This window comes from Pseudacidovorax sp. 1753, assembly GCF_040544975.1.
GTDB lineage: Bacteria > Pseudomonadota > Gammaproteobacteria > Burkholderiales > Burkholderiaceae_C > Xenophilus.
Genome location: NZ_JBEPKY010000021.1, coordinates 92,865 through 115,000, shown reverse-complemented (window position 1 = coordinate 115,000; position 22,136 = coordinate 92,865). Strand labels below are relative to the sequence as shown.

Sequence of the window (22,136 nt, the reverse complement as noted above, 5' to 3'; positions counted from 1 at the left end):
TGCGGTTATCAAATCGGGCGTGCCCTGGCAGCCTGGTTATCCACAGCACGCCACTGCATGAACTAACCATTGACTTTGAACACAGTTGCTCTCCCCTGGCGGGAGAGGGATTGGGGAGAGGGGGGAGCCGCCGCAGGGTGCTGCCCCGGCCAGCCCCGCCCTCACCCCTCCCGCGGCGGCTGCGGCAGCAGGCGGTAGGCCAGTGCCCCGGCCGCCAGCATCAGCGCGATCGCGCCGAACACGGCCTGGAAGGGCTCGATGCTCCGCGACTGCGCCGCCGTGGCGATGGCCCCGGTCACCCACTGCATCAGCGCCACGCCCAGGAACATCGCCATGGTGAACAGCGCCATGGCCCGGCCCGTGACGGCCATCGGGTAGGCGCCCTTCACGTCGGGGTACTGCAGCACCATGTAGCCCGAGAGCAGGCCGATGGCCAGGGCCAGCGCGATGTCCACGCTGGCCTGCGCATCGAAGGCGAGCACCGCGAAGAGCCCGGCGCAGACCAGGGTGAAGCCGACCAGCCAGCGCCGGCGTTGTGCCGGCCCCGGATCGATGCGGCCGAACAGCGGCGGCCCCGCGATGGCGATCACCGTCATCAGCAGCGCCACGTTGCCGCTGGCCATCAGCGAGAAGCCGTGGCGTTGCATCAGCATCGGCCCCAGCCACAGGCCGCGCAGCGCCACGAAGGAGGCATAGGTCACCAGGGCGAGCGCCAGGATGCCCCAGGTGTGCGGCAGCAGCAGCAGGCCGGCGAAGGTGCGCACGGCGCTGCCCAGCGATTCGCGCGGCGCATCGGCCGCTGGGGCAGGCTCGTGCACCACGGCCGCGATGGCGCCCCAGGCGAGCAGCGAAGCCGCCGCAAGCACCCAGAAGCCCATGCGCCAGGAGCTGGCCTCGATCAGCCAGGCCAGCGGGGTGCCCGTGACCAGCATGCCGCAGCTGCCCAGGCCGAGGATGGCGCCCGACACGGCGGCAAAGCGCTCCGGCGCGAAGTGCCGCGCGATGAAGACGGTGCACACGAGGAAGGCCGGCGCGCACCCGATGCCGATCAGCACCTGCCCCACCACCAGCACGCCGAAGCTGGGCGCCAGTGCCGACAGCACCGCCCCGCCGATGGCCAGCGGAAAGGCCACCAGCACGGTGCGCCGCACGCCCTGCAGGTCGATGCCGATGCCCATCAGGAGCTGCAGCGCGCCGAAGGCGAAGTGGAAGGCGCCGGCGAACAGGCCCAGGGCCTGCGGGCTGAGGTGGAAGTCGGCCGCCAGCGGCGCCGCCATGATGGCGGCCACGGTACGGAAGGCCTGGCTGAGCGCGAATCCGGTGCTCAGCACCAGCAGCATGGTCCAGGCGCTGCGGCTCGGGGAGCGGGTGGCGGAAGTGGAACGGAGCGCCGGGTCGGCGGCGCTGGCGGAAGGCGGCGGGGTCATGGGCGGCGCGAGCGCCCATCGGGTGTGGACGCGTTCTGGGTGGTGTCTCCAGCGTTGGAGCCTAACGTGAAAGCCGCCAGGGCGTGTGGCGCCTGCGAGGCAGGGGTCCAGGCGCCGATCCGTTCGCCGTGAGCGCGTCGAAGGGCAGGCCGGCGCATGTCCCGGCTTCGACGCGCTCGGCCCGGATGGGGCGCAGGCGGCTCAGTCCGGACGGTCGGGGCTGCTCGTCCAGCCCCAGCCCAGCAACTCGGCCAGCCGCTGCACCGTCCAGCCGGCCTCGTCGGCACCCAGGCCGGAATCGGTGCTGCGCAGGCCGGCCAGGCAGCGCTGCAGCACCTCCTGATCGCTCACCGAGCCGCTTTGCGACAGGCCGAGCGCCTGGCCGGTCAGCACCTGCGCCAGGTCCTCGCACAGCTCGTAGCGCTGGCGCACCACGGCCAGCGGCTCGCGCAGGCGCTGGCGGGCGTCGGCGTACAGCGCGAGGAAGGAAGGAGGGATCTCGGTCTGCTGGTCTTCGCCGTCCATGGGCACAAACAAGAAAGGGCCTCCTGCGAGACCCCGGGTGGTGGAAAGAAGGACAGGGCCCCTGTGCGAGACCCTGGACCATGAAGCGCGAGCGCCCCGAAGACCCTGCGCCGTCGGAAGGACGGCTTCACCGAAGGCCCGTCGCCGTGGTCGCCGGGCCGGCCAGTCCTGCGGCACTGCGCAGGCGCCGCCCGGTCAGCGGCGGGAGCCTTCGGGCGGCGGGCCGCGGCGCTCGAGGTGGCGGAAGGTGATGCGGCCCTTGCTCAGGTCGTAGGGCGACATCTCCAGCGACACCTTGTCGCCCAGGATGATGCGGATGTGGTTCTTGCGCACCTTGCCGCCGCTGTACGCAATGACCTCGTGGCCATTTTCCAGCGTCACGCGGTAGCGCGAGTCGGGCAGCACTTCGGTGACTGCCCCTTGCATTTCAATCAGCTCTTCCTTCGCCATGTCGTATGTCCTCTCGGAGGCAGGACGCCGGTACCCGAACCGGCTGCCGTTGCCGGCGCCCGAGCCTGTGTACGTGGAGAAGGCGGGCGCGAAACTGTCAGGGGTGCGTGGCGACCCACAAACGGATCGCCACGATCTCAACGCTTGAATGTCGCCACGCGCGGACAGCCCACGCGGTGCAAAACCGCGGGATTGTAGCGGCGCGGCCTGTGGCCTGGCGCCCTTCCCAGGCCAGACGCGCCCTTGGCCGACACGCCCGGGCGCGGGCTGCGCGCACCATGCGGTCATGTCCCGCGCCTCCCGGTTGCCGCTGTCCAGCGGCGCCCCGCCCGTCTCCTCCCGCCTCAAGATCGGTCTGTCGGCCTGCTTTTCGCATGCCGACCCCAAGCGTTCGCTGTTCACCAACAAGACGCTGCAGTATGTGGAGCAGTCGATCTGCCACTGGCTGATGTCGGCCGGCGCGATGGTGGTGATGGTGCCCTGCCCCACCGGCGACACGGCCCGCGGCGACACCAGCCTGGCGCACTATGCCGAATGGCTGGACGGCGTGGTGATGCATGGCGGCGCCGACGTGTGGCCCGGCAGCTACGGCGAGGAGCCCCTGAAGGAAGCCTGGATCGGCGACCGAATCCGCGACCTGTACGACCTGGCGCTGGTGGAGGCCTTCGAGCAGGCGGGCAAGCCGATCTTCGGCGTCTGCCGAGGGCTGCAGCTGATCAACGTGGCCTTCGGCGGTTCGCTCTACCAGGACATCGAGGAGCAGCACGGCCATCCGCAGACGCTGCGTCACCGTGACCCGGTGACCTACGACCAGAACTTCCACGGCATCGAGATCGTGCCGGGCACGCGCCTGGCGCAGATGTACCCGGGCGTGGCGCAGGCGCGGGTCAACAGCATCCACCACCAGGGCATCAAGAACCTGGCCCCGGGCTTCGAGGTGGAGGCCTGGAGCCTGCCCGACCAGGTGCCCGAGGCGATCCGCCGCCGGCCGGACCAGGGCAGCCACAGCTACATCGCAGCGACGCAGTGGCATCCGGAGTTCCACAAGTACGGCGGCACGGACACGATCAACGACACGCCGATCCTGCACGACTTCCTGTGGGCCTGCGCCACCGCGCGGGTACACCCGCACCGGCCGCTGCGGCAGATGCCGGGGCGCATCCGCGACCGCGCTTCGCGGCTGCTGCGGCAGGCGTTGTTGCGGCGGGACTGAGGGGCTGGGCATCGGCCGCATGTACGGTGCGGTGCGGTGCGGTGCGGTGCGGTTGATGCGGGTGGATGCGGGTTGGTGCGAGTGGTGCGAGTGGCGCGGGCGCTAACCCGGCAGAGGACGCCGGCATGCGCGCTCCCGGTGCACGCTCGCGCTGACCGACTTGCTGCACAGGACGGGTGCTCGCTCTCCACCGACGCGCCTTCCGCACTGCACGGCGCCGCGAATGGCACCTCCGCACGCACACCGGCATCCTCCGCCTCGACGCTGCGCTCGAGCCCTCCCCTTTTCAGGCCGCACGACCGTGGGACCGTGGGACCGTGGGACCGTGGGACCGTGGGACCGTGGGACCGTGGGACCGTGCGACCGTGCGACCGTGCGACCGTAAGGCCGCGGAGTCCTCGCGGGTCGTAATGGAGGGCCAGTCGACCCCAGACCGTTCGGGCTGAGCCTGTCGAAGCCTCGAGCGTCAGGGTTGTGATGACGCTGGCCAGGACGACTCGGCCTTTGCATCGCGCGCCGCTTTGCCCTTCGACAGGCTCAGGACGAACGGATTCGGGGCGGGGCGCAATCGCGGCCGTTCAGGCGCAGCGTCGAGGCGGAGTATGCCGGTGTGCGTGCGGAGGTGCCATTCGCGGCGCCGTGCAGTGCCCCAAGCACGTCGGTGGAGAGCGAGCACCCGTCCCGTGCAGCAAGTCGGTCAGCGCGAGCGTGCACCGGGAGCGCGCATGCCGGCGTCCTCTGCCGGGTTAGCGCCCCTCCCACTCGCGCCTCCCGCCCGGCCACGCAACGCAGGACACGCACGCCCACGCACGCAACGCACGCCGCGCCGCACTGCGCTACGCGAACCACGAACTGCGAACCCCGATCCAAAGCTCAAGACTTGCGCCGTCGAGAACCCGCCCCGGGCAGACCGGGATGCGAGCCCCGCAACACGAACCTCAGCCTTCCAGGTTCTTGCCCACGATCCCCGCCAGGTCGAACATCGACACCTGGTCGCGACCGAACAGCGGACGCAGCTTGTCGTCGGCGTTGATGGCGCGCTTGTCCTTGGCGTCCTGCAGGCCGTTGGCCTTGATGTAGTCCCACAGCTTCTTGATGACCTCGGGCCGGGCCACCGGCTCCGGACCGATCACCGCCGCGAGCGCCGCACTGGGCTGACGGCCCGCGGCGGCGCTGGTCTTGCGCGGGGCCTTGGGGGCAGCCGCCTTCTTGGCGGCCGGCGCCTTGGCCGCGGTCTTTGTCGCACTCTTTGCAGCCGCCTTTTTGGTAGCCGGCGCGCGGGCCGGCGCGGCCGAAGCCGTCTTGCGCGGCGGGAACTTGGAGGTGCGCGGCTCGAACTCGAAAGTGACCTTGCCCTCTTCCGCATTCCAGGCCAGGAAGGCCTTGAACGACCGGCGCGTGCGCATGCTCACGAACTTGTCGAGCAGGTCCGTCTTGCCGGTGGCCAGCAGCTTGCGCATCTGCTCCTCTTCCACCGGCTGCTGCAGGATCACCTTGCCGGTCTTGAAGTCGCAGCTGGGCGTGGGATGGTCGGCCGTGGGCACCGAGCGCTCGCACACATAGTTGGCGCCCAGCTCGTGCACACCCGCACCGCACTTGGGGCAAGGGCCCAGCGAAGGCGCGGCGCCGAAGTCGATGATCTCGCCGGTCTCGGCCGGGTCCTTGCCGTCGTCGCCGAAGTCGAACTCCAGCTTCCAGTTGTTGTCCTCGTCGCTGTGCTTGAGCACGATCTCGGCCACGAAAGGCCAGCCGGCCTTGGAGCGGAAGCCTTCCAGCGGGCCGATGTGCTTGTTGGCCACCAACTGCTCGGCCTCGGCCAGTTCGAAGGTGCGGCCGGCGGGCGATTTGGTGAAGGAGAAGCCGCAGGCGTCCTGCCCGCTGCCCGACTTGCCGGTGCAGGCGAAGCGCCGGTAGTTCTCGCGCACGATGCCACCGCAGTTGGGGCAGGGTGCCGACAGCGTGGCGTAGTCGCCGGGCACAGTGTCGCGGTCGTATTCCTTGGCCTTGCGCACGATGTGCTCGGTCATGCGGGCGATCTCGCGCATGAACTCGTCGCGGCTCAGGTGGCCCTGCTCCATCTGCGCGAGCTTGTATTCCCACTCGCCGGTGAGCTCCGGCTTGGAAAGCTCTTCGACGCCCAGGCCGCGCAGCAGCGTCGTCAGCTGGAAGGCCTTGGCGGTGGGGATCAGCTCGCGGCCCTCGCGCAGCATGTACTTTTCGTTGAGCAGGCCTTCGATGATGGCGGCGCGGGTGGCCGGCGTGCCCAGGCCCTTCTCCTGCATGGCCTCGCGCAGCTCGTCGTCGTCCACCAGCTTGCCGGCGCCTTCCATGGCGCCCAGCAGCGTGGCTTCGCTGTAGCGCGCGGGCGGACGGGTCTTGAGGGCCTTGACGTCGGCGCTCTCGGTGTTCACCTGCTCGCCGGGCTTGACCGGCACCAGCGTCTTGCCGTCCTTGTCGTCGTCGTCCGTGGCGGCTTCCTTGCCGTAGATGGCCAGCCAGCCCGGCTTGACCAGCACCTTGCCGTCGGAGCGGAAGCTGTGCTTCCTGCCCGCGGCCTCCACCGTGCTGATGCGGGTCGTGACCTGGAATTCGGCGCTGGGGAAGAACACCGACAGAAAGCGCCGCACCACGAAGTCGTAGAGCTTCTGCTCAGCCTCCGACAGCCCGCTGGGCGCCTGCAGCGTGGGGATGATGGCGAAGTGGTCCGACACCTTGGCGTTGTCGAACACGCGCTTGGTGGGCTTGACGTAGTTCTGGTCGATGGCCTGCTGCGCGAAGGGCGCCAGGTGACGCATGCCGCTGTTGGCGAGCATGCCCATGGTGTCCTTCACCACGGGCAGGTAGTCCTCGGGCAGGGCGCGCGAGTCGGTCCGCGGATAGGTCAGCGCCTTGTGCCGCTCGTACAGCGACTGGGCCAGCGCCAGCGTGGTCTTGGCCGAGAAGCCGAAGCGGCTGTTGGCCTCCCGCTGCAGCGAGGTCAGGTCGAACAGCAGCGGGCTGGCCTGGGTGGTGGGCTTGCTCTCTTCGGTGACGGTGGCAGGCCGGCCGCGCACGGCCTCGGCGATGGCGCGGGCCTCGGCCGCGGTCCACAGGCGGTCGGCGCGCTGCTCGGGGTCGGGCTCACCATTGGGAAGCAGCGGCGCGTTGGCCTTCTTCCAGGCCGGGTCGAAGTACTTGCCCGGGTACTGGCCGGCCTGCGCCTGGAAGACGGCATGGATCTCCCAGTAGTCGCGGCTGACGAACTTGCGGATCTGTTCCTCGCGCTCGACCACGATGGACAGCGTGGGCGTCTGCACCCGGCCCACGGTGGTCAGGAAGAAGCCGCCGTCGCGCGAGTTGAAGGCCGTCATGGCCCGCGTGCCGTTGATGCCCACCAGCCAGTCGGCCTCGGAGCGCGAGCGGGCGGCGTCCGCCAGACCCTGCATCTCGCGCTCGGAGCGCAGGCGGTCGAAGCCGTCGCGGATGGCCTGCGGCGTCATCGACTGCAGCCAGAGCCGTCGGATCGGCTTGCCCAGCGGCTTGGCGCCGCCGGCGTACTGCTCGATCAGGCGGAAGATCAGCTCGCCCTCGCGGCCCGCGTCGCAGGCGTTGACCAGCTGCGTCACGTCCTTGCGGCGCGCGAGGCGCACCACGGCATTGAGACGGCCCTTGGTCTTGTCCACGGGCTTGAGGTCGAAGTGCGGCGGGATCACCGGCAGGTGGGCGAAGCTCCACTTGCCGCGCTTGACGTCGTACTGCTCGGGGGCCTGGATTTCCACCAGGTGGCCCACGGCGCTGGTCACGACGTAGTTGTCGTTCTCGAAATGCTCGTCGTGCTTGTCGAACTTGCCGGACACGGGCGTGAGCGCGCGCACGATGTCCTGCGCCACCGACGGCTTTTCCGCTATCACCAAGGTCTTCGTCATCTGGAAATCTCTCATGGGCAAGAGCCGCCAGGGGCCCGGACGGACCGGCACCTTCGGGGACAAAACACCGGCGCCCACGATGGGCGGCGGCGGCCGGCGACGCGCCGGACGGCTCTCTATACTCTGCGCCTCTCGCGCACGTGCGCATGCGCGCACATGTGCACATCTCAAGCTATCAGAACTCGGCGATGCCCTCCAAAACCCCTTCTTCGCCCGCACCCACTGCCGGCCGCCGCATTCAGACCCGGCGCTCCGGCGTGCATGGCAAGGGGGTGTTCGCGACGCAGGACATCGCCGCCGGCGAGCTGGTGATCGAGTACACCGGCGAGGTCATCAGCTGGAAGGAGGCGCTGCGGCGCCATCCGCACGATCCGGCCCAGCCCAACCACACCTTCTACTTCCACATCGATGACAAGCATGTGATCGATGGCAAGGTGCACGGCAACTCGGCCAAGTGGATCAACCACTCCTGCGGGCCCAACTGCGAGACCGAGGTCGAGGACGGCCGCGTGTTCATCCGTGCCCTGCGCGACATCGCCGCGGGCGAGGAACTCAACTACGACTACGGCCTGGTGATCGACTCGCCGTACACGCCCGAGCTGCTGGCCGACTTCCCCTGCTGGTGCGGCTCGCCCGACTGCCGCGGCACGCTGCTTGCACCGCCGGAGGACGCCGAGGCCGTGCCCGGCAAGGGCGCCAGGAAGAAGGACAAGAAGGCGAAGAAGGCCAAGTCCGGCAAAAAGGCCGTCAAGGCCGAAAAGTCCGCAAAGACGGCGAAGTCGAGCAAGAAGGCCACCAAGAAGGCGGATGCCGACGGCAAGGCCCGCAAGAAGAAGGCGAAGGACAAGGCCTGATGGCCGCCACGGCATCGGTCTGGCCCGTCGACGCGCTGCAGCAGGCCCTGGCCGCGCAGCTACCCAGCCTGAGCGTCGAGGTGGTGGACGAGATAGCCTCCACCAACACCGAGCTCATGCGCCGCGCCCGTGCCGGCGACACCCGCGCCGTGCTGCTGGTGGCCGAGCGCCAGACGGCTGGCCGCGGGCGCCTGGGCCGGCAATGGGAAAGCGGTGAGCCGCAGGCGCCTGCCGCCTCGCTCACCTTCTCGCTGTCCCTGCCGCTGACGCCGCGCAGCTGGTCGGGCCTGTCGCTGGCCGTGGGCGTGAGCGCCGCCGAGTCGCTCGATCCGCTCGGCACGGCCGGCGTACAGATCAAGTGGCCCAACGACCTGTGGGTGCAGGACCGCAAGCTGGCCGGCATCCTGATCGAGACCGCCTCCACCGGCCATGCCGCGGCGGGACCGCGGCAGGTGGTGATCGGCATCGGCATCAACATCGGCCCGCGGCCCGCCGACGCCATGCGCACGCCGCCGGCCTGGGTGCGCCAGTGGGCGCCGCAGGCCGAACCGGCCAGCGTGCTGCTGGCTCTGGCTCCGGCGCTGCTCGCCGAGGTGCTGCGCTTCGCCGACGAGGGGTTTGCGCCCGTCGCGCCGCGCTTTGCGGCGCGCGACGCCCTGCTGGGCCGCGACGTGCACCTGAGCGACGGCACCGCCGGCCATTGCGAAGGCGTGGCGCCGGGCGGCGAGCTGCGCATCGCCACCACTGCCGGCCTGCGGCTGGTCGATAGCGCCGAGGTCAGCGTGCGGCCCTTGGGCCAGGCCTTCTGAGCGGCCCATGGCCCTGCGCCTGATCGTCCTTGTCCTGCTGCTGGCCAACGCCGGCTACTTCCTGTGGGCCCGCGGCGACCTGGCAGGCTTTGGCCTGGTGCCCGCCAGCCTTCACGAGCGCGAACCGCAGCGCCTCAACACGCAGATCCGGCCCGAGCTGCTGGAGGTGCGACCCGCGCCGGCCGACGCGCCGGCGGCCCCGGCACCCGAACCCGCCAGCTCCTCACCGGCCCGCTGAGCGGCCCTGTGTCAGCCCTCCGGGGGCTCTGTGTCGAAGCGCACGGTGAAGCGCGTGCCCGGCGGATGCTGCCCCGGATGCGCCTCCTGCAGCAGCACCTGCGCCCGGTGCTGCCCGGCGATCTCGCGCACGATCGGCAGGCCCAGGCCCGAGCCGTCGGCCTCGTTGCCCAGCACGCGGTAGAAGGGCTCGAACACCAGCTCGCGCTCGGCCTCGGGGATGCCGGGGCCGTTGTCCTCCACCTGCAGCAGCAGCACATGGCCGAAAGGGTCGGCCAGCACGCGCGCCGTGATCACGCCGGGGCGCGCCGGCGTGGAGCTCGTGTAGTTGATGGCGTTGTCCAGCAGGTTGCGGATCAGCTCGCGCAGCAGGGTGGGATTGCCCGGCAGCGTCACGCCGGCCGCGCCCGGCTGCGCGCCGTCGTAGCCCAGGTCCAACGACTTGTCCATGGCGCGCGGCAGCAGCTCGCGCACGGCGTCGATGGTCAGTCGTGCCAGGTCGCAGGGTTGGCGCGCCAGCACGCCGGCACCGCCCTCGGCCCGCGCCAGCGCCAGCAGCTGGTTGACGGTGTGTGTGGCGCGCATGCTGGCGCGGCCGATCTGCTTGAGCGACTGCTTCAGCTCGTCGGCGTTGGCGCCCTCACGCTGGGCCAGGTCGGCCTGCATGCGCAGGCCGGCCAGCGGCGTCTTGAGCTGATGGGCCGCGTCGGCCAGGAAGCGCTTCTGCGTGCCGATGGAGTCGTGCAGCTTGGTCAGCAGCTCGTTGAGCGAGGACACCAACGGGGCCACCTCCAGCGGGATGGAAGTGGCGTCGATGGGCCGCAGGTCGTCGGGCTCGCGCTCACGGATGCGGTCTTCCACCACCGACAGCGGCTTGATGCCGCGGGCCAGCGCGATCCACAGCAGCATCACGCCCAGCGGCACCAGCGCGAACTGCGGCAGCAGCACGCCGGTGATGATCTCGCGCGCATGCGCGGCCTGGCGCGCGCGCGTCTCGGCCAGTTGCACCAGCAGCAGGCCGGCGCCGTCCGCGTCCTCGGGTTCGGTGATGGTCTCCGGCAAGTCCGACGCCCCTTCGGTGGCCAGCGCGATGCGGCCGGAGGGGGCCAGGCCCGCATTGCCCGGACGCACCCACAGGTGGGCGATGCGCACCTCGCGCCCCTGCATCTGGCCGTCGTCGATGTAGACCACGCCGGGCACGGGCGTCTGGGCCAGGTGCGGCCCGGGCAGCCCCCCGGTGCCGGCCAGCCGCCGGCCCTGGGCATCCAGCACCTGGAACCAGACGCGATCGTCCTCGCTGCCGCGCAGCACCTCGGTGACCAGGGGCGGCACGTCGGGCGCGCGGCCCTGGGCGGCGGCGCGCGCGGCTTCGGCGGCGATCAGCCGCACGCCGTGGGCCAGGGCCCGGTCGTAGGGCGCGTTGGCGATGCCCTGCGCCACCAGCCAGGTCAGGCCGATGCTCAGCAGGATGAGCACGATGGCCGGCGCCAGCAGCGAATCGAGGATCTCGCCGAAGAGGGAGTTCTGGGCGCGCTGGAAGAGCTTCATGCCGGGGTGTCGAAGGATGGCGCTCCCGCCGGTCGGGCCGCGGGCGGCGCGGTGGTCGACGGCATGCGACGCAGGCGGCAGACGCCTGTCGGTGCAGCCCGCATCAGCCGTCGATCTTTTCCAGGCAATAGCCCAGGCCGCGCACGGTGGCGATGCGGATCGGACCCTTCTCGATCTTCTTGCGCAGCCGGTGCACGTAGACCTCGATGGCGTTGAAGCTCACCTCCTCGCCCCATTCGCACAGGTGCTCCACCAGCTGGTCCTTGCTGACCAGGCGGCCGGCGCGCTGCAGCAGCACCTCCAGCAGGCCGAGTTCGCGCGCAGACAGCTCGACCATCTTGCCGTCGATGGTGGCCACGCGGCCGGCCTGGTCGTAGACCAGCGGCCCGTGCCTGATGGCGTTGCTGGTGGCGCCCATGCCGCGGCGCGTGAGGGCGCGCACCCGCGCCTCCAGCTCCTGCAGCGAGAAGGGCTTGGCCATGTAGTCGTCGGCGCCATGGTCCAGGCCCTTGACGCGTTCCTCCACCGAATCGGCGGCGGTGAGCACCAGCACCGGCACCTGCGAACCGCGCGCCCGCAGGCGCTTGAGCACCTCCAGCCCGTGCAGCTTGGGCAGGCCGAGGTCGAGGATCAGCAGGTCGAACTCGTTGTTGGTCATGAGCGCCGCATCGGCCTGCGGCCCGGTGGCCACATGGTCGACGGCCGCGCCCGAGGTGCGCAGGCTGCGCAGCAGGGCATCGGCAAGCACCTGGTCGTCTTCGGCGATGAGGATGCGCATGGGGGCTCTCTGGAGGGTGGCGGATTCTAGGAGCCGCAATACGCTTCGAGCCCCAGGGCAACCACGGTCGCGACCTCCTCGCCCACGCTGGCGCGGAACTCGGCTTCTGCCCGCGCCACGCAGCGGCGGAAGGCCTCCAGCCAGGCCAGGCCGTCGGCGGTGAAGACGATGCGGCGGGCCCGCGCGTCCAGCGGATCGGCCTCGCGCCGCACCAGGCCCCAGGCCTCGCACTGGTCCACCAGCGCGCCCATGGCCTGCTTGGTCATGCCGGCCGACTCGGCCAGCTCGCCCAGCCGGGAGCCGCCGCGCGCCAGGTGGCGGGTGATGTGGATGTGCGCCGCCGTCACCTGCTGGCGTGCCGCCAGGTTGGACAGCGCCAGCGGCACGTCCACGTCATGGGCCATCAGCTCGTAGACGCGCGCGTCGAAGCGCCGCATGGCATGGCCCAGCAGGCGGCCCAGGTGGGTCTGGCGCCAGTCGTCGTCCGTTCGCTCTGGAAGGTCCATGATCGATAGTAAGCCAAACTGACGAAAAAATGGCTTGGCAGAAAAATACCCGCCCCTACACTACTGTTCAAGCATCCAGCCTGTAGTTCAAGACAGGCACCCATCCACACACCTCAAGGAGTCACCCATGGACGCACCCGTCAAGGCCGCCAACAGCGAAAAGGCCAAAGCCCTGCAGGCCGCACTGGCCCAGATCGAGAAGCAGTTCGGCAAGGGCACCATCATGCGCCTGGGCGAGGGCGAGAAGATCGAGGACATCCAGGTTGTCTCCACCGGCTCGCTGGGCCTGGACATCGCGCTGGGCGTCGGTGGCCTGCCCCGCGGCCGCGTGATCGAGATCTACGGCCCGGAATCGTCCGGCAAGACCACGCTCACGCTGCAGGTCATCGCCGAGATGCAGAAGCAGGGCGGCCAGTGCGCCTTCGTGGATGCGGAGCATGCGCTGGACATCCAATATGCCCAGAAGCTGGGCGTGACCGTGTCGGACCTGCTGATCAGCCAGCCCGACACGGGCGAGCAGGCGCTCGAAATCGTCGACAGCCTGGTGCGCTCGGGCGCCGTGGACCTGATCGTGGTCGACTCGGTGGCCGCACTCACGCCCAAGGCCGAAATCGAGGGCGAGATGGGCGACAGCCTCCCCGGCCTGCAGGCCCGCCTGATGAGCCAGGCGCTGCGCAAGCTGACCGCCACGATCAAGAAGACCAACTGCATGGTCATCTTCATCAACCAGATCCGCATGAAGATCGGCGTGATGTTCGGCAGCCCCGAGACCACCACCGGCGGCAATGCGCTGAAGTTCTACGCCTCGGTGCGCCTGGACATCCGCCGCACCGGCACCATCAAGAAGGGCGACGAGGCCATCGGCAACGAGACCAAGGTCAAGGTGGTCAAGAACAAGGTGAGCCCGCCCTTCAAGACGGCCGAGTTCGACATCCTGTTCGGCGAAGGCATCAGCCGCGAGGGCGAGATCATCGACATGGGCGTCACGGCGCGCATCGTCGAGAAGTCGGGCGCCTGGTATGCCTACAACGGCGAGAAGATCGGCCAGGGCCGCGACAACGCCCGCGAGTTCCTGCGCGAGAACCCGGCCCTGGCCGTGGAGATCGAGAACAAGGTGCGCGAGAGCCTGGGCATCAGCCTGCTGCCCACCGACGGCGTGGTGGACGCGCCCGACGCGGAGTAAGCCGGCATGTGGAGGGCGGACGGGCGCGCCCCGCAGGACGACACGCCGCCCGACCGCACCGCCGGCCTGCGCCAGGCCCGCGGCCCGCGGGCACCGGCCACGGACGGCGCGGCCGACGCGGAGGCTGCGCCTGCGCGCCGGCGGCCCGTGCTGTCACTCAAGGGCCGCGCCCTGCAGCTGCTCAGTCGCCGCGAGCATTCACGGCTGGAACTGGAGCGCAAGCTGGCCGCGCACGAGGCCGAGCCGGGCGAACTGGCCCGGGTGCTTGACGAACTGCAGGCGCGCGGCTTCATCGACGAGCAGCGGGTGATCGATTCGCTGTTGCACCAGCGCGCCGGGCGGCTGGGCGCCAGCCGCCTGCGCCAGGAACTCGCCGCCAAGGGAGTGGACGCCGAGGCCGCCGCCCACGCGCTGGCCGGGCTGAAGGAATCCGAGCCCGAACGCGCCCGCGCCCTGTGGCTGCGGCGCTTCGGCGCGCCCCCGGCCAACGCCCGCGAGCGGGGCCGGCAGATGCGCTTCCTGATGGCGCGGGGCTTCTCGGCGGAGGTGGCGGCGCGCGCCATGCGCGCACCGCCCGACGAGGACGAGGCCGACGGGCGCTGAAGCCCCGGCACGGCGGCTGCTTCGGCGCCGCGCATCGGGACGCGGACGCGCCGCCAGACCGGCGCGCCCCGCCGCCCGCTCGGCGGGCAACCCGCCTCACTGCAGCTTGTAAAGCCCAATCAGCTTGCTCACACCGACCTGCCGCGCGTTGCGCGCGTAGAACTGCAGGCTGTTGATGGTGGTGCCCTGCGCATATTGCGTGGGATCGCCCGCATCGCAGTGCTTGTCGCCGACCGACTGGGACGAGCAGCCGATCACCACCGTGCGCTGGGTGCTTCGCACCGTGGCACTGTCGTTGAAGCGGTTGCCCTGCTGGCCGGCGACGGTGCTGCCGAAGGGCGCATAGCCGTAGACGGTGATCGAGGTCGGCGCCAGCGCGCCGGCAGGCACGATCCAGCCATCGGTGCCGCCGGTGGCACTGATGTCCACCACGTTGCGCTCGTTCTGCGAGGGCGCGCCGAACAGGACGTAGCCGGTCGCGGCCGTCTCGGCGACCAGCTCCGCGCGGCTGCTGTCGGGCAGCGAAGGCATCGGCAGCTGGCGCAACTCGCCGATGGTCAGGGCACGCGACAGGGTGCGGTAGCTCTGCTCCACCGAGGGCTTGCTGGTGTCGGCATGGAAGAAGGTCATCGTCCAGCGACCCTGGTTGCCATAGGCGCGGATGTCGTCCTCGCTGGCCTGCGGATCGACGAAATACAGGCTCGCCTCGCGGTCGGCAGGATTGCCGGCCGTCGTGCTGGAGGCGTACTCGCCGCGCACGCGCAGCACCGAGGTGCCGGTCGGCGTGCCGTCGCCGCGCTGGATGACCAGGAAGGACAGCCCCGCCTGCGGCACATAGGTGAGCGTCTTGCCGCTGGGCGTGAGCACCTCGACCCGGCTGAAGACGGGATTGCCGCTGCCGTCGGTGCGGTTGTTGATGTTGATGTCGTAGCCCGTGCCGTAGGAGCTGTAGGCCGGCGAATTGAGCAGGTCGCGGTGCTGCGCGTAGGGCGTGACGCTGGCCGCGTAGTCGTAGCCGTTGCCCACCAGCTTGAGCGCGCCATCCACCTGGCGGACCGCCAGCGTGTCGAAATCGCTGTTGCCCTGGGCGGCTTCCCAGCGGTAGCTCAGCACCAGATCGCCATTGCCCCGCACGAAGGCCACGTTGCCCCGACCGAAGGTCATGCCGGTGGCGCCGCTGCGGAACAGGCTGGCCCAGGCGCCGTTGTTGTTCGCGTTGCGGCCCACGCGCTGGCCGCTCTGGTAATAGGTGGCCGGGTCGTCGCTCAGGAACAGCTGCCGGCAGGCCGGCGCCACCACGTCGGCCGCCCCGCCCACGGCCGCCCCGCTGTCGCTGGAGGCAGTGCCCACGCGCTGGGTCAGCGGCAGGGCATAGCAGGCCGTGATGCGCTGCATCAGCGCAGCCACCACATCGGGCGACGGCAGCTGCGCCACCTGCACGTTGGCGGGCAGCGCGGGAATCTCCGTGTCGCTGCTGCGGAAGCTGATCGCCACCGGCACGCCATCGGCCGTCTTGACCGTGATCTCGATGTTCGCCGCCGTGCCGTCGGCACGGCTGCTGACGCTGAGCGCGTCCAGCAGCTTGTCCTGACCGGTGCCATCGGCCACCAGCGTGTCGGTCAGCGGATTGGCGGCGCTCACGCCCAGCGCGGCCAGCACGGGCTGCAGCGCCGCGTTGAGCTGGGCGACCTGGAGGGCCAGGGCCTCGGCGGTGATCGGCGCGGGACTGGCCGTCAGGCTGTCCGGGTTGCCGTCGGGCGCCAGGCGCGAGACCACGACCGTGGTCAGCGGCGTGACGTTGGCCGTGCCTTCGACCTTCACCGCCGCGCTGTAGAGCACCTCGTCGTCGCGCGAGACGCGCACCAGCAGCGGCGCCTGCGTGCCCGCCGGCAGGACGCAGCTGTAGCCGCCCTGGGCCTGGGTCTCGGTCGAACAGACCACTTGGCCGCCCGCATCGGTCACCCGGACGACGGCACCCGCGAAGGGGGCGCCGGTGGCCGCCACACCCGTGAGGACGGTGGCGGCCGGGACGGGCGCAGGGGCCGGGGCCGGCGCAGCGCCATTGCCCGAGCTGGTGGGCAGCAGCGCGAAGCCACCCCCGCCTCCGCCGCCACCCCCGCAGGCGGACAGCGCGCAGACCAGGACGGTCGAGGCCAGCCACACGGGCCGGCGGGAAAAGGAAGGGAATTCGGACAGGGACACACCCATGGATCGGCTCCTCATTGAATGAACGATTGGTGATGGCGCGCGGCCGCGGAGGCGGCGCGCCGGCGGGCTCGGCCTTTGTAGGGATTCGGTCCGCAGGGGGCATCGCCAGAATTGGTGACGCGGGCGGGCGCTCCCATGAACGAGGGAGCCGGCGTCCACACATCGGCAAACAACGACACACAGCGAGGGGAAAGCGCAACGATCGCTGAAGTGCACCCGCACGCTGGCAACCCAAGCGGCGTGCTCCGGCTCTGCAACCGCTGGTCCGAAGCTTGCTGCAGCGACAGCAAAACGATCAAAAGTTTTCTTCGGATGCACCAAGCGTGTAAATTCGCTTTCAAATCCGCCCCATTTCCGTGCTCACCCGTTCTGTCCCCGCCTCGTCAGCGCCCCATGGCACCCATTCCGTCGCCCAGCGCATCGCGCAGGCGCGGCCGCAGCTGTCGCGCCTGCATCGGCAGGTGGCGGATGTGGTGCTGGCCCAGCCGCTGCAGGTGGCCACGCTCTCCATCGACGAGCTGGCGGCGCGCGCGGGCGTGTCGGTGGCCACGGCCAACCGCTTCGCGCGGGCGCTGGGTTTCGACGGCTACCCGGCCTTCCGGGCCGAGCTGGTGCACGGCTTCGAGGCGCTGCTGGCGCCGGTCGAACAGTTGCGCAGCCAGGTCGAGTCCGGCCCGGCCAGCGCGGCGGACGCGTTCGCCAGCGCGCTGGAGGAATGCCGCCAGAACATCGAGGGCACCCGCCAGGCACTCACGCCCCAGGCCTGCGAGGCCGCCGTGGCGCTGCTGCGCGAGGCACGCACCATCTACATCGCCGGCTACGGCGCCAGCGCGTGGCTGGGTGGGCTGCTCCAGCACGGGCTGGAAACCCATTGCGGCGACGTGCGCCTGCTGGCCAGCGCCGCGGGTGCCACCCACGCCGCCCGCGCACTGGCCCGCAGCACGCCGCAGGACCTGGTGGTGGCCATCAGTTTTCCCCGTTACCTGGCCGACACGGTCGCGCTGGCCGAACAGGCGCGCGCCCGCGGCACGCCGGTGCTCGCCATTACCGACCATGCGGCATCGCCCCTGGCGCCGCTGGCCGACGTGGCTCTCTTCGCCCAGGCCCGTAGCCGCTTCCGTGCCAACTGCGAGAGCAGCGCCCTGGCGCTGATCGAGGCGCTGATCATTGCCCTGTCGCTGCAGAGCCGCGAAGCGCTGCAGGCCGTTCGCGGCACGGCCGAGGCCATCGCGCCGTGGATCTGGAACACCCGCACCGGCCGCCGCGGCGTCGACCCCAAGGACCTTTCCGCATGACCCTTCCCGCCCTCGCGCTGCACGGCGGCGCCGGCACCATCACGGCCGCCAGCCTGAGTGCCCAGGACGCCCGCGGCTACCACCAGGCGCTGCACGACATCGCCACCGCCGCCCAGGCGTTGCTGCTGGACGGCGGCAGCGCGCTCGACGCCGTCTGCCTGGCCGTGCAGATGCTGGAGGACTGCCCGCTGTTCAACGCCGGCCACGGCGCCGTGTTCACGCATGCCGCCACGCACGAGCTGGATGCCGCCGTGATGGACGGCCGCGACCTGCGCGCGGGCGCCATCGCCGGCGTGAGCCGGCTGCGCAATCCGGTGCACACGGCGCGCGCCGTGATGGAGGACGGCGCCCATGTGCTGCTGGCCGGCGCCGGTGCCGAGGCCTTCGCGCAGGAGCGCGGGCTGGCCTTCGTCGACCCCAGCTACTTCTCCACGCCCATGCGACGCGAGCAGCTGGCGCGCGTGCGCGACGCCGGCCGCGTGGTGCTGGACCACGACGGCGCCTCAGCCGTGGCCGAGGCTTCCGGGAAGCCGCGCACGCCGCTGGACGAGGACCGAAAGATGGGCACGGTCGGCGCCGTCGCTGTCGACCGGCACGGCCACCTGGCCGCCGCCACCTCCACCGGTGGCATGACCAACAAGCGCGTCGGCCGAATCGGCGACTCGCCGCTGATCGGCGCCGGCACCTATGCCGACGACCGCTATGCAGCGATCTCCTGCACCGGCAGTGGCGAGATGTTCATCCGCACCGCCGCCGCCTACGACGTCTGCGCGCGCATGCGCTATGCCGGCCAGTCGCTGGCCGACGCGGCTGACGCGGTGGTCCACCAGAGCCTGCCTGCCCTGGGCGGCACCGGCGGGCTGATCGCCGTGGACCGTCATGGAAACCTCGCCCTGCCCTTCAACACCGAGGGCATGTACCGTGCCCACGTGCGCGGCGCCGACGCGCCCGTCACCGCCATCCACCGCTGAATCCCCATGAGCACTGCCATTGCCGAGGCGCCCGCCGCCACCCGCGCGGGCGTCGCCCTTCCCGAAGGCCGCGTGCTGCAGGTCGACGACCTGAGCGTGCGCTTCGCCACGCGCGAGCGCACCGTCGATGCGGTCAAGCACCTGGGCTTCCACGTGGACCGCGGCGAGACGCTGGCCATCGTGGGCGAATCGGGCTCGGGCAAGTCCGTCACCTCGCTGGCGCTGATGCGGCTGGTCGACTACGGCGGCGGCTGCATCCTGAACGGCCGCATGGCCCTGCGCCGGCGCAATGGCGAGGTGCTGGACCTGGCCCGGGCCTCGCAGGCCACGATGCGCGGCATCCGCGGCGCGGACATCGCCATGATCTTCCAGGAGCCGATGACCTCGCTCAACCCCGTCTTCACCGCCGGGGACCAGATCGCCGAGGCCATCGCCATCCACCAGGGCAAGAGCCAGACGGCCGCTCGCGCCGAGGCGCTGCGCATGCTGGAGCTGGTGCGCATCCCCGAAGCGCGCGAGGTGCTGCGCCGCTATCCGCACCAGCTGTCGGGCGGCATGCGCCAGCGCGTGATGATCGCCATGGCGCTGTCGTGCAAGCCGCAGCTGCTGATCGCCGACGAGCCGACGACGGCGCTGGACGTGACCATCCAGGCGCAGATCCTGGCCCTCATCGCCGAGCTGCAGCGCGAGATGCAGATGGGCGTGGTCTTCATCACGCACGACATGGGTGTGGTGGCCGAGGTGGCCGACCGCGTGCTGGTGATGTACCGCGGCGACAAGGTCGAGGAAGGCCCGTCGGCGCCGCTCTTCGCGGCGCCCGCCCATCCCTACACCCGCGCCCTGCTGTCGGCCGTGCCGCGGCTGGGCGCCATGCAGGGCACCGACCGGCCGGCGCCTTTCGAGCTGCTGCGCGTGGATGCGGCGGACGAGGCTGCTTCGCCCCGCCCCGAGCACGACACCGTGCGCCACGACGCCGAGCCCCTCCTGCAGGTGCGCGACCTGGTCACGCGCTTTCCGCTGCGCGGCGGCTGGCTGCAGCGCGTGACGCGCGAGGTGCATGCGGTGGAGAAGGTGAGCTTCGACCTGCGCGCCGGCGAGACGCTGGCGCTGGTGGGCGAATCGGGTTGCGGCAAGAGCACCACCGGCCGCTCGCTGCTGCGCCTGGTGGAGAGCCAGCGCGGCAGCATCCGCTTCGACGGCCGCGACGTGCTGGCGCTCAAGCCGGCCGAGGTGCAGGCGCTTCGGCGCGACATCCAGTTCATCTTCCAGGACCCGTATGCCTCGCTCGATCCGCGGCTGACCGTGGGCTTCTCGATCATGGAGCCGCTGCTGGTGCACGGCCTGGCCACGCGCGACGAGGCCCGCGCCCGCGTGGAGGCGCTGCTCACCCGCGTGGGCCTGGCGCCCGAGCATGCGCAGCGCTATCCGCACGAGTTCTCCGGCGGCCAGCGTCAGCGCATCGCCATCGCGCGGGCCCTGGCGCTGCAGCCCAAGGTGGTGGTGGCGGACGAGGCCGTGTCGGCGCTGGACGTGTCGATCCAGGCGCAGATCGTCAACCTGATGCTCGAGCTGCAGCGCGAGATGGGCATGGCCTACCTCTTCATCTCGCACGACATGGCGGTCGTGGAGCGCATCGCCCACCGCGTGGCCGTGATGTACCTGGGCCGCATCGTGGAGATCGGCCCGCGCCGCGCGGTCTTCGAGAACCCGCAGCACCCCTACACCCGCAAGCTGATGAGCGCGGTGCCGGTGGCCGACCCGTCGCGCCGCCACCAGCCGCGGGCGCTGCTGCAGGGCGAGATCCCGAGCCCCATCTTCCCGGCCGGCCATGAGCCCGACGTGCCGCCGCTGGTGCAGGTCGGCCCCGATCATTTCGTGGCGCCGCCGCAGGGCTGACGCCCGGTGCGCCTTTCCCTTTTCCGTCCCCCTCGTCTTCTGAAGGAGCTTCGCATGCAACAACAGCGTCCCCACCGCATCGCCGCCGCCCTGGCCCTGGCCGGGCTGGCGGGCTTCGCCGCCTCGGCCCACGCCGCCAAGGACATCGTCGTGGCCGTGCAGTCCAACTTCACCACCACCGACCCCTACGATGCCAACGACACGCTGTCGCAGGCGGTGGCCAAGTCCTTCTACCAGGGCCTGTTCGGCTTCGACAAGGACATGAAGATGCAGCCGGTGCTGGCCACCGGCTACACCGTCAGCAAGGACGGCCTGGTCTACACGGTCAAGCTCAAGACCGGCATCAAGTTCCACGACGGCACCGACTTCAACGCCGAGGCGGTGAAGGCCACCTTCGACCGCGTGACCAACCCGGACAACAAGCTCAAGCGCTACAACCTCTACAAGAACATCGCCAAGACCGAGGCGGTGGACCCGACCACGGTGCGCTTCACCCTGAAGGAAGCCTTCTCGCCCTTCATCAACTCGCTGGCCCATCCCTCGGCGGTGATCATCTCGCCGGCCGCGCTGGCCAAGTACGGCAGCAAGGGCATCGCGCAGAACCCGGTGGGCACGGGCCCGTTCAAGTTCGTGGAGTGGAAGTCCACCGACTACCTGAAGGTCGCCAAGTTCGACGGCTACTGGCGCAAGGGCTACCCCAAGGTGGACTCGATCACCTGGCGCCCGGTGGTGGACAACAACACCCGCGCCGCGATGATGCAGACCAACGAAGCGCACTTTGCCTTCCCGATGCCGCCCGAGGCGGCCGCGACGCTGCAGGCCAAGCCCAGCCTGGAGGTGACGAGCGCGCCCTCGATCATCCAGCGCTACATCTCGATGAACACGCAGCAGAAGCCCTTCGACAACCCGAAGGTGCGCGAGGCGATCAACTACGCCATCAACAAGGAGGCCCTGGCCAAGGTGGCCTTCTCGGGCTACGCGATCCCGGCCGAGGGCGTGCTGCCGAAGGGCGTGCAGTACAACACCAAGCTCGGCCCCTGGCCCTATGACCCGAAGAAGGCTCGCGAGCTGCTGAAGGAGGCGGGTTACCCCAACGGCTTCGAGAGCACGCTGTGGAGCGCCTACAACTACAGCACCGCGCAGAAGGTGATCCAGTTCGTGCAGCAGCAGCTGGCGCAGGTGGGCATCAAGGTGCAGGTGCAGGCCCTGGAGGCCGGCCAGCGTGTAGAGCGCGTGGAGAGCGCGCAGGACCCGGCCACGGCGCCGGTGCGCATGTACTACGTGGGCTGGTCCTCCTCGACCGGCGAGGCCGACTGGGCGCTGCGCCCGCTGCTGGCCTCGGAGTCCTTCCCGCCCAAGCTGTTCAACACGGCCTACTACAAGAACGAGCAGGTCGATGCGGACATCCAGAAGGCGCTGGTGACCACCGACAACACCGAGAAGGCCAAGATCTACGCCGATGCGCAGCAACGCATCTGGAAGGACGCACCCTGGGCCTTCCTGGTGACCGAGCAGCTGCTGTCGGTGCGTGCGCGCAACCTGGCGGGCTTCTATGTGATTCCGGACGGCAGCTTCAACTTCGACGAAGTGGAACTCAAGTAACACCCCCGTTGCTTGAGCACAAGGCCCTCCCCGTTGCTTGCTCACTTCGTGTAGCTGCCTACCCCTCAAGGGGCGCACCCGGCAGCCCGGCAAAGCCGGTTCCGCGGGTGCACTGGCGGGGCCTGC

General features: G+C 70.4%; 18 protein-coding genes. 10 read left to right on the top strand and 8 right to left on the bottom strand.

What is annotated here, in order from left to right; all coding sequences use genetic code 11:
* Positions 1-161 precede the first annotated feature (161 nt).
* The 3 genes from ABIC63_RS23635 to infA all read right to left on the bottom strand — a co-directional run bounded on the left by ABIC63_RS23635 (position 162) and on the right by infA (position 2,402).
* Positions 162-1,427: an MFS transporter gene (locus tag ABIC63_RS23635; RefSeq protein ID WP_502935909.1), complete on the bottom strand. Its 1,266-nt coding sequence runs from the start codon at positions 1,425-1,427 to the stop codon at positions 162-164.
* 201 nt (positions 1,428-1,628) lie between these two features.
* Positions 1,629-1,958 (bottom strand): hypothetical protein, encoded by a 330-nt coding sequence (locus ABIC63_RS23630; protein ID WP_354321585.1) that lies wholly within the window; start codon positions 1,956-1,958, stop codon positions 1,629-1,631.
* 189 nt (positions 1,959-2,147) lie between these two features.
* A complete protein-coding gene (gene infA / locus ABIC63_RS23625) occupies positions 2,148-2,402 on the bottom strand; it encodes a translation initiation factor IF-1 (RefSeq protein WP_017757760.1) in 255 nt (84 codons plus the stop codon).
* Positions 2,403-2,688: 286 nt separating this feature from the next.
* On the opposite strand from infA, the gene ABIC63_RS23620 reads away from it, so the two are divergent.
* A complete protein-coding gene (locus ABIC63_RS23620; protein ID WP_294378877.1) occupies positions 2,689-3,615 on the top strand; it encodes a gamma-glutamyl-gamma-aminobutyrate hydrolase family protein in 927 nt (308 codons plus the stop codon).
* Positions 3,616-4,553: 938 nt separating this feature from the next.
* Here ABIC63_RS23620 and ABIC63_RS23615 read toward each other — a convergent pair.
* Positions 4,554-7,520 (bottom strand): DNA topoisomerase III, encoded by a 2,967-nt coding sequence (locus ABIC63_RS23615; RefSeq protein ID WP_354321580.1) that lies wholly within the window; start codon positions 7,518-7,520, stop codon positions 4,554-4,556.
* A gap of 188 nt (positions 7,521-7,708) precedes the next feature.
* Between ABIC63_RS23615 and ABIC63_RS23610 the strand changes: the two genes are divergently transcribed.
* From ABIC63_RS23610 to ABIC63_RS23600, 3 genes are read left to right on the top strand one after another with little or no spacing between them, the layout of a single operon-like run.
* Positions 7,709-8,374 carry an SET domain-containing protein gene (locus ABIC63_RS23610; RefSeq protein WP_354321579.1) on the top strand — a complete coding sequence of 222 codons (666 nt, stop codon included), beginning with the start codon at positions 7,709-7,711 and terminating at the stop codon, positions 8,372-8,374.
* Entirely contained in the window at positions 8,374-9,183 is an 810-nt protein-coding gene (locus ABIC63_RS23605) for a biotin--[acetyl-CoA-carboxylase] ligase (RefSeq protein WP_354321578.1), read from the top strand. Before ABIC63_RS23610 ends, ABIC63_RS23605 begins: the two co-directional genes overlap by 1 nt.
* Before the next feature lie 7 nt (positions 9,184-9,190).
* Positions 9,191-9,421, top strand: coding sequence for a sporulation protein (locus ABIC63_RS23600; RefSeq protein WP_354321577.1), 231 nt, complete (start codon positions 9,191-9,193; stop codon positions 9,419-9,421).
* Between the two features lie 11 nt (positions 9,422-9,432).
* On the opposite strand, the gene ABIC63_RS23595 is transcribed toward ABIC63_RS23600, so the two are convergent.
* The 3 genes from ABIC63_RS23595 to ABIC63_RS23585 all read right to left on the bottom strand — a co-directional run bounded on the left by ABIC63_RS23595 (position 9,433) and on the right by ABIC63_RS23585 (position 12,252).
* Positions 9,433-10,968: a sensor histidine kinase gene (locus ABIC63_RS23595; protein WP_354321576.1), complete on the bottom strand. Its 1,536-nt coding sequence runs from the start codon at positions 10,966-10,968 to the stop codon at positions 9,433-9,435.
* A 103-nt stretch (positions 10,969-11,071) separates the two neighbouring features.
* The gene (locus ABIC63_RS23590) at positions 11,072-11,746 is read right to left on the bottom strand and encodes a response regulator transcription factor (protein WP_076507056.1); all 675 of its coding nucleotides are present in this window, start codon (positions 11,744-11,746) and stop codon (positions 11,072-11,074) included.
* 26 nt (positions 11,747-11,772) lie between these two features.
* A complete protein-coding gene (locus ABIC63_RS23585) occupies positions 11,773-12,252 on the bottom strand; it encodes a MarR family winged helix-turn-helix transcriptional regulator (protein ID WP_294378850.1) in 480 nt (159 codons plus the stop codon).
* Between the two features lie 127 nt (positions 12,253-12,379).
* Between ABIC63_RS23585 and recA the strand changes: the two genes are divergently transcribed.
* Both recA and recX read left to right on the top strand, forming a co-directional pair.
* Positions 12,380-13,435, top strand: a complete 1,056-nt coding sequence (recA, locus tag ABIC63_RS23580) for a recombinase RecA (protein ID WP_294378852.1) — start codon at positions 12,380-12,382, stop codon at positions 13,433-13,435.
* A 147-nt stretch (positions 13,436-13,582) separates the two neighbouring features.
* Positions 13,583-14,038 carry a recombination regulator RecX gene (gene recX / locus ABIC63_RS23575; RefSeq protein WP_354321584.1) on the top strand — a complete coding sequence of 152 codons (456 nt, stop codon included), beginning with the start codon at positions 13,583-13,585 and terminating at the stop codon, positions 14,036-14,038.
* Positions 14,039-14,134: 96 nt separating this feature from the next.
* Here the strand turns inward: recX and ABIC63_RS23570 are convergent, their stop codons facing one another.
* Positions 14,135-16,246: a carboxypeptidase regulatory-like domain-containing protein gene (locus ABIC63_RS23570; RefSeq protein ID WP_354321575.1), complete on the bottom strand. Its 2,112-nt coding sequence runs from the start codon at positions 16,244-16,246 to the stop codon at positions 14,135-14,137.
* A gap of 356 nt (positions 16,247-16,602) precedes the next feature.
* On the opposite strand from ABIC63_RS23570, the gene ABIC63_RS23565 reads away from it, so the two are divergent.
* Genes ABIC63_RS23565 through gsiB form a run of 4 tightly spaced genes read left to right on the top strand, consistent with a single transcriptional unit; the run spans position 16,603 to position 22,010 of the window.
* Positions 16,603-17,541, top strand: a complete 939-nt coding sequence (locus ABIC63_RS23565; RefSeq protein WP_294378856.1) for a MurR/RpiR family transcriptional regulator — start codon at positions 16,603-16,605, stop codon at positions 17,539-17,541.
* Positions 17,538-18,512 (top strand): isoaspartyl peptidase/L-asparaginase family protein, encoded by a 975-nt coding sequence (locus ABIC63_RS23560; protein WP_354321574.1) that lies wholly within the window; start codon positions 17,538-17,540, stop codon positions 18,510-18,512. The genes ABIC63_RS23565 and ABIC63_RS23560 overlap by 4 nt, the downstream gene beginning before the upstream one ends.
* A 6-nt stretch (positions 18,513-18,518) precedes the next feature.
* Positions 18,519-20,408 carry a dipeptide ABC transporter ATP-binding protein gene (locus ABIC63_RS23555; protein WP_354321573.1) on the top strand — a complete coding sequence of 630 codons (1,890 nt, stop codon included), beginning with the start codon at positions 18,519-18,521 and terminating at the stop codon, positions 20,406-20,408.
* Positions 20,409-20,462: 54 nt separating this feature from the next.
* The gene (gsiB, locus tag ABIC63_RS23550) at positions 20,463-22,010 is read left to right on the top strand and encodes a glutathione ABC transporter substrate-binding protein GsiB (protein WP_354321572.1); all 1,548 of its coding nucleotides are present in this window, start codon (positions 20,463-20,465) and stop codon (positions 22,008-22,010) included.
* Positions 22,011-22,136: the final 126 nt, after the last annotated feature.

Coding starts and splice junctions, on each gene's coding strand:
- ABIC63_RS23570 (WP_354321575.1), bottom strand. CDS start 16,246: ATGGGTGTGTCCCTGTCCGAATTCCCTTCCTTTTCCCGCCGGCCCGTG.
- ABIC63_RS23610 (WP_354321579.1), top strand. CDS start 7,709: ATGCCCTCCAAAACCCCTTCTTCGCCCGCACCCACTGCCGGCCGCCGC.
- recA (WP_294378852.1), top strand. CDS start 12,380: ATGGACGCACCCGTCAAGGCCGCCAACAGCGAAAAGGCCAAAGCCCTG.
- ABIC63_RS23620 (WP_294378877.1), top strand. CDS start 2,689: ATGTCCCGCGCCTCCCGGTTGCCGCTGTCCAGCGGCGCCCCGCCCGTC.
- ABIC63_RS23585 (WP_294378850.1), bottom strand. CDS start 12,252: ATGGACCTTCCAGAGCGAACGGACGACGACTGGCGCCAGACCCACCTG.
- gsiB (WP_354321572.1), top strand. CDS start 20,463: ATGCAACAACAGCGTCCCCACCGCATCGCCGCCGCCCTGGCCCTGGCC.
- ABIC63_RS23600 (WP_354321577.1), top strand. CDS start 9,191: ATGGCCCTGCGCCTGATCGTCCTTGTCCTGCTGCTGGCCAACGCCGGC.
- ABIC63_RS23555 (WP_354321573.1), top strand. CDS start 18,519: ATGAGCACTGCCATTGCCGAGGCGCCCGCCGCCACCCGCGCGGGCGTC.
- ABIC63_RS23615 (WP_354321580.1), bottom strand. CDS start 7,520: ATGACGAAGACCTTGGTGATAGCGGAAAAGCCGTCGGTGGCGCAGGAC.
- ABIC63_RS23605 (WP_354321578.1), top strand. CDS start 8,374: ATGGCCGCCACGGCATCGGTCTGGCCCGTCGACGCGCTGCAGCAGGCC.
- ABIC63_RS23635 (WP_502935909.1), bottom strand. CDS start 1,427: ATGACCCCGCCGCCTTCCGCCAGCGCCGCCGACCCGGCGCTCCGTTCC.
- ABIC63_RS23590 (WP_076507056.1), bottom strand. CDS start 11,746: ATGCGCATCCTCATCGCCGAAGACGACCAGGTGCTTGCCGATGCCCTG.
- infA (WP_017757760.1), bottom strand. CDS start 2,402: ATGGCGAAGGAAGAGCTGATTGAAATGCAAGGGGCAGTCACCGAAGTG.
- ABIC63_RS23595 (WP_354321576.1), bottom strand. CDS start 10,968: ATGAAGCTCTTCCAGCGCGCCCAGAACTCCCTCTTCGGCGAGATCCTC.
- ABIC63_RS23560 (WP_354321574.1), top strand. CDS start 17,538: ATGACCCTTCCCGCCCTCGCGCTGCACGGCGGCGCCGGCACCATCACG.